At 46.9% G+C, this 5,159-nt stretch carries 5 protein-coding genes; 3 read left to right on the top strand and 2 right to left on the bottom strand.

Translation table 11 applies throughout. The features are described 5' to 3' along the window. Positions 1 to 278 precede the first annotated feature (278 nt). Positions 279 to 2,621: a TonB-dependent receptor gene (locus tag VN105_RS18380; RefSeq protein WP_325642988.1), complete on the top strand. Its 2,343-nt coding sequence runs from the start codon at positions 279 to 281 to the stop codon at positions 2,619 to 2,621. Between the two features lie 54 nt (positions 2,622 to 2,675). On the opposite strand, the gene VN105_RS18375 is transcribed toward VN105_RS18380, so the two are convergent. Continuing rightward, positions 2,676 to 3,050 carry a hypothetical protein gene (locus tag VN105_RS18375; protein WP_325642987.1) on the bottom strand — a complete coding sequence of 125 codons (375 nt, stop codon included), beginning with the start codon at positions 3,048 to 3,050 and terminating at the stop codon, positions 2,676 to 2,678. 115 nt (positions 3,051 to 3,165) lie between these two features. Then, a complete protein-coding gene (locus VN105_RS18370) occupies positions 3,166 to 4,005 on the bottom strand; it encodes a sugar phosphate isomerase/epimerase family protein (RefSeq protein WP_325642986.1) in 840 nt (279 codons plus the stop codon). A 175-nt stretch (positions 4,006 to 4,180) separates the two neighbouring features. On the opposite strand from VN105_RS18370, the gene VN105_RS18365 reads away from it, so the two are divergent. After that, positions 4,181 to 4,912, top strand: coding sequence for a DUF481 domain-containing protein (locus tag VN105_RS18365; protein ID WP_325642985.1), 732 nt, complete (start codon positions 4,181 to 4,183; stop codon positions 4,910 to 4,912). 47 nt (positions 4,913 to 4,959) lie between these two features. Then, positions 4,960 to 5,159, top strand: a 200-nt coding sequence (locus VN105_RS18360) for a hypothetical protein (protein ID WP_325642984.1), incomplete at its 3' end; no start/stop codon positions are given.

The raw sequence follows: 5,159 nt of genomic DNA, 5'->3' as shown, positions 1-5,159 counted from the left end.
ATGACTAAACGCGACTGTGGCAGCCCGAGTATATCTCCCATTTTTCCGCCGCCTTTGGCACGGAACAATTCAAGTGCGTGCTTGTACCGGATACCATCGGCATCACCTGCTGCTGGCAGGCCATTGCTGTTATAACTACGGCAAGCAAAAGGCCTGCCCGGGAAGCGTTATAAATCCTCCATGTTTAAATATTTCCTTTTCAGATAAATACTTTTCCGGAATATTAAAAGGATGTGGTTTTCTCCTTGCTAATTTGCGCAAAATTTTTGCATCCAACCATGAAGAAACTGCTGTACTGCCTGATCTTATTACTGCCGCTATATGCCTTCTCCAATTCAGAAACAGATGCCGGTACTATTAAAGGAATAATAACCACCAGCGATAATCAGATCGCCGCCTCGGTAACTGTGGTGATAAAGGGAACGTCAAGATCTGCCATTACCGGGGAAGATGGCGTTTTCACCATTCACCGGGTACCTGCCGGTGATTACCAGTTAGAAATTTCATTGATCGGTTACCAAACGCTTACACAAAATGTAAGCGTAGAGAAGGGCGAGACCACCAACGTATCGCTCCGGCTGGAGTTGTCGGACACACAACTGCGGGAAATTGTTGTGAACAGCAACCGTAACAGGTTTACCGATAAAACTACCGACCAGGTGGCAAGGCTTCCCCTGAAAAACCTGGAAAACCCGCAGGTATACCAAACCGTGGGTAAAGCCCTAATGCAGGAACAACTGATCACTGAGCGTACCGATATTTACAGGAATATCCCCGGCGCAGTGCCCAATTTCGCCGTAGGCGGCTCCCAGGGCATGACTATACGTGGTTTCTCCAACGCTACGGGTATGCGAAATGGTATGGTGACCAGTGCCATTGTGCCTTTGAACCCGGTTATCCTGGAACGCATAGAAGTAATAAAGGGACCTTCAGGCACACTGTTTGGCAGCAACCGTAACATCACTTTCGGGGGCCTTTATAACTATGTGACTAAAAAACCATACGATGATTTTGGCGGAAATGTGAGCTTTACCGGTGGCAGCTTTGAGTTTGCGCGTTTTACCGCAGATGTGAACGCCCCACTGAATGATGAACACACCCTGCTGTTCCGGCTCAATGCCGCCGGGCAAACGGAAGGCTCTTTCCAGGACCAGGGATATGCAAAAAATTATACCATTGCTCCCAGCTTCTCTTACCAGGTGAACGACCGGCTGAATTTCCTGGTGGACGTAGATATTACCAGGGGCAACTTCGCTACCGGTACCTATGCGGTAAACGATTTTAAGAATGTGAAGGCCAGGAGCTTTAAAGATCTCAACATCGGGTACAAACGGTCGTACATCAATAACGGCGCTGATATCAGCAATGGGATCAATAATATACAGGGCAGGATCACCTATAAAATATCCGATGCCTGGACCTCCGAAACCAATTACCTGTTTTCTGAAGGCTTTTATAAACACTTTTACTGGACCAACATGACCCTGCTCACGGATTCCACCATGGCGCGCAGCGTCAGGAATCAGAAGCCTGAAACATTTGGTAATATCCAGCTACAGCAGAATTTTGTAGGCGATTTCAGGATAGGATCGTTGCGGAACCGGTTAGTGATCGGGATCGATTATAACAACAACTACAATAGCCTGAACCGCGTTACCGTAAACTACGATGAGGTGAATATCAATCAACCGGTAAAAGAACTGAACGCCGACCTGATTGATGCTTTATCCTACCAGAAAGGATTTTCAGCAACCCGTACCAGGTCGAAGAGCTACAGCGTGTACGCATCCGATGTGCTGAACATCACCCCGGCGCTGATGGCCATGCTGAGCCTGCGTGCCGACCGCTTTACCACGGATGGCACCTACACGGTCGCTACCGGTAAATACGCCGGTGATTATTCCCAGAACTCCCTGTCGCCCAAGCTGGGTATCGTATACCAGGTATGGAAAGATAAAGTGTCTTTGTTTGCCAACTATATGAATGGTTTTGTAAACCTGGCGCCACTTGTGCAGCCTGATAACACTATCCTGAACATGAAGCCCCAGCAAGGCAACCAGTGGGAAGGCGGCGTAAAAGTGGAGTTACTCGACAATAAATTAAGCGGCTCCGCCAGTTATTATAACATTGATGTGACCAATGTAACCCGGACAGAGATCGTGGACGGCAAAACGTTTGTATTCCAGGACGGCACCCAACGCAGCAAGGGATATGAAGTGGAGCTGACCGCAAACCCGGTAACAGGTCTGAACATTGTGGCCGGATATGCCCATAACGGGAACAGGTATACGAAAGCGTCGCCTGCGCTGCAGGGCAAGCTGATCGTGGGCAGTCCGAAAGAAGTGGCCAATATCTGGATAAGCTATCACATGCCCCGTGGAAAGGCGAGAGGGCTGGGCTTTGGCGCCGGCGGAAACTATGTTGGCGACTCCTGGTTTGAATCCACCAATACATTTCTTTTGCCGGGATATACCCTGCTCAGTGCTTCCGTATTTTATGATCAGCCTAAATACCGGCTGGCACTGAAAGGCAATAATCTCTTGGATCAAAAATACTGGGATACCAATGGTATACCGCAGAAGCCTGTCAGTTTCCTGGCAAGCGTAACCTTCAAATTCTAAATAAAAAGGCCGGACAAGCAATGATGCCTGCCGGCCTTTTTGTAAAACAGTAAGCTATACGGCGGTAGTGGTATTATTATTTGATGCCCTTGTATTGGCGGCAGGCGCCGGCTCTTCGGTTTCCATCAGCCATTGTGTGTACTTGTTTTTGGGCATCATCATATGCAGCTTTTTCTTCAGCCACTTGGAAACTATTTCAAACACAATAAAACCGATCACAATGGAAATACCCCATTCCATAGTATTGTAGGTATGTTTGTCGACCACGGTTTTATGCGCAGTAAGCCCCCAAAGGTTCCTGATGCTGCGGGTGGTAAAGTAATGGGAAACAAGGCGGGTGGATGCCATCCCGATAACAAATCCTAAGAAATTGCCCACATAATTATTGTAAACGTATTCCAGGAATTTTCTGATGATCTTAATTTTCATGCAAGGGATCTTTGCACGCTAAGCTAATACCAAATCCCGGATTACGCAATCTTCCAGCCGTTGGCAGCCAGCTGCGTATTCCATAGCCTGCTGTAAGCTGCGCCGGTAATAATTATCAGCTGTTAACTGTATTGATCACGCCCCTGAAAAAACCGGCAGATTCGGCAATACCCGGCAACGGATCGCTCATATCTTTTTCAAACTCCAGGCTGCATACCCCGGCATAATTGATCTTTTCCAACGCTGTTACCAGTTTTTTGAAATCAATAGCGCCCATGCCCAGTTCAATGGCTTTACCATCTTTCTGCGCAGCGGAAATATCTTTGATATGCAGGTCAAAGATCCTGTTTTTATACGCCAGCACTGCTTTGGACGGTTCCTCGCCGGCGCGGGCGGCATGGCCTATATCCAGGCACAGCCCCAGGCGTTCATCCCGGTTTTTAATAAGATCGTATGCATTTTTAGGGCCGGGATAGAGCTTGTCTTCCGGACCATGGTTATGCACCGCCAGGCGGATATTATATTCTTTGATCTTCTTTTCCGTATAATCCAGCAGTTCCGGGTTAGGTACGCCTACAATTAACGGAACGCCTACACGTTTCGCATAATCAAATGCTTCATCTACCGCTTTCTCTGTTTTCATGTATATAACGCCTACCGCATATACGTGAATACCTGCTGCGGAAAATTTACCCAGTACTTCCTTTATTTTTTCCGGGGAACTGTTTAAAGGGAGATGAATATCTTTTACAGAGATGTTTTTGATGTTCACCCGGTTCATCATGGCGATGGCCTGGTCAAGATCAAATTTGGCAAAGGTATAGCCCGCCATACCAATGGGCAGCGCTGTTTTCTTTACCCGGCTGCCGGCAGCGGCGGCAACGGTAAAGGGCGCCATAGTGGTGGCAGCCATACCCAGCGCGGTTTGAAGCAGGAAGTTTCTTCTTGATGACATATCGTATCGTGTTTACGTGGTTTCAGCAAAATATATGGCACGGAAAAAAGGCTCCGGCCGTACAATAGGCTAAGATCTCTAAAAAACTTTATTTTTTATAACATTCCTCACAGAATGTTCAGGCACGTTAATTGCGGCGCCCGAATCGCATTATATAACATCTAAGCACCCGGATATGAAGAGATTAGTTTTACTATGGATGGTATTATTGTATGGTTTGAGTGTAAGCGCACAGTTCAGCGACTCGGTGCATTATTATATTAAGTATGCATCTACAGGCTCTGTGAATATGACCAACGATGGTAATTCCTTCCTGCTTAATAATAACATGGGCTTCAAGATCAGTAAAAAGAGAGTGACGCTGAATATGGGCGCCAGTTACGTATACGGGAAGCAGGATCATAACATTACCAACAACGATATATCTACTGCCCTCGACTTTAATATTTACCGGGGAGAAAAGAAAATATACTTCTGGGGGCTTGCCAATTATGATAAAAGTTATTCCCTGAAGATCAACGACCGTTTCCAGGGAGGCGGCGGCGCTGCTTACGACGTGATCAAGCGGGAAAATGCCACCCTCAACCTCAGCGAAGGGATCCTCTTTGAAAACAGCGACCTGTTTCTGCACGACACCATCCCGGATGTGTATCAAACCTTCAGAAATTCATTCCGGGTATATTATAAATGGGTGATCAAAGACATCATTGTACTGGAAGGATCCAATTATTTGCAGAACTCCCTGTCTCACGGCAACGACTATATCATAAAATGCAATAACACCCTCGCTGTAAAGCTGCGGTCCTGGCTCGCCATCACAGCTGCCATGACCTATAACAAATTAAACCGTACCGAGCGTGAAAACCTGCTGATGACTTATGGTCTCACGGTAGAAAAATTTTTCTAGCAATGCCTGGTAGCTGACAGCAAAAGATTTTATCTTATTTTGGCATTATGGAACGGTTATTCCAAACTATTATTTTACTGGGTGTTGTACAGGGCTTCATTGTAAGCGGCCTGCTTTTCTTTTCTACGAGGAAAAGGCGCGCTAACCGTTTCCTGGCGGCGCTGATCTTCCTGCTTAGTATGGCGAGCTTTTGTTTAAGCGGTGAATACCATCAATGGTTTGGTTCCCGGTGGCTGAGCTTTCTTGC

The sequence above is a fragment of the Chitinophaga sp. genome, assembly GCF_035564935.1.
Classification (GTDB): Bacteria; Bacteroidota; Bacteroidia; order Chitinophagales; family Chitinophagaceae; genus Chitinophaga.
The sequence above is the reverse complement of the archived record's forward strand: the minus strand, read 5'-3'. Positions and strand labels throughout refer to the sequence as shown.

What these genes read in the sequence shown, in the direction of transcription:
- VN105_RS18365 (WP_325642985.1), top strand. Translation starts at nt 4,181, where the DNA reads ATGAAGAGATTAGTTTTACTATGGATGGTATTATTGTATGGTTTGAGT.
- VN105_RS18370 (WP_325642986.1), bottom strand. Translation starts at nt 4,005, where the DNA reads ATGTCATCAAGAAGAAACTTCCTGCTTCAAACCGCGCTGGGTATGGCT.
- VN105_RS18375 (WP_325642987.1), bottom strand. Translation starts at nt 3,050, where the DNA reads ATGAAAATTAAGATCATCAGAAAATTCCTGGAATACGTTTACAATAAT.
- VN105_RS18380 (WP_325642988.1), top strand. Translation starts at nt 279, where the DNA reads ATGAAGAAACTGCTGTACTGCCTGATCTTATTACTGCCGCTATATGCC.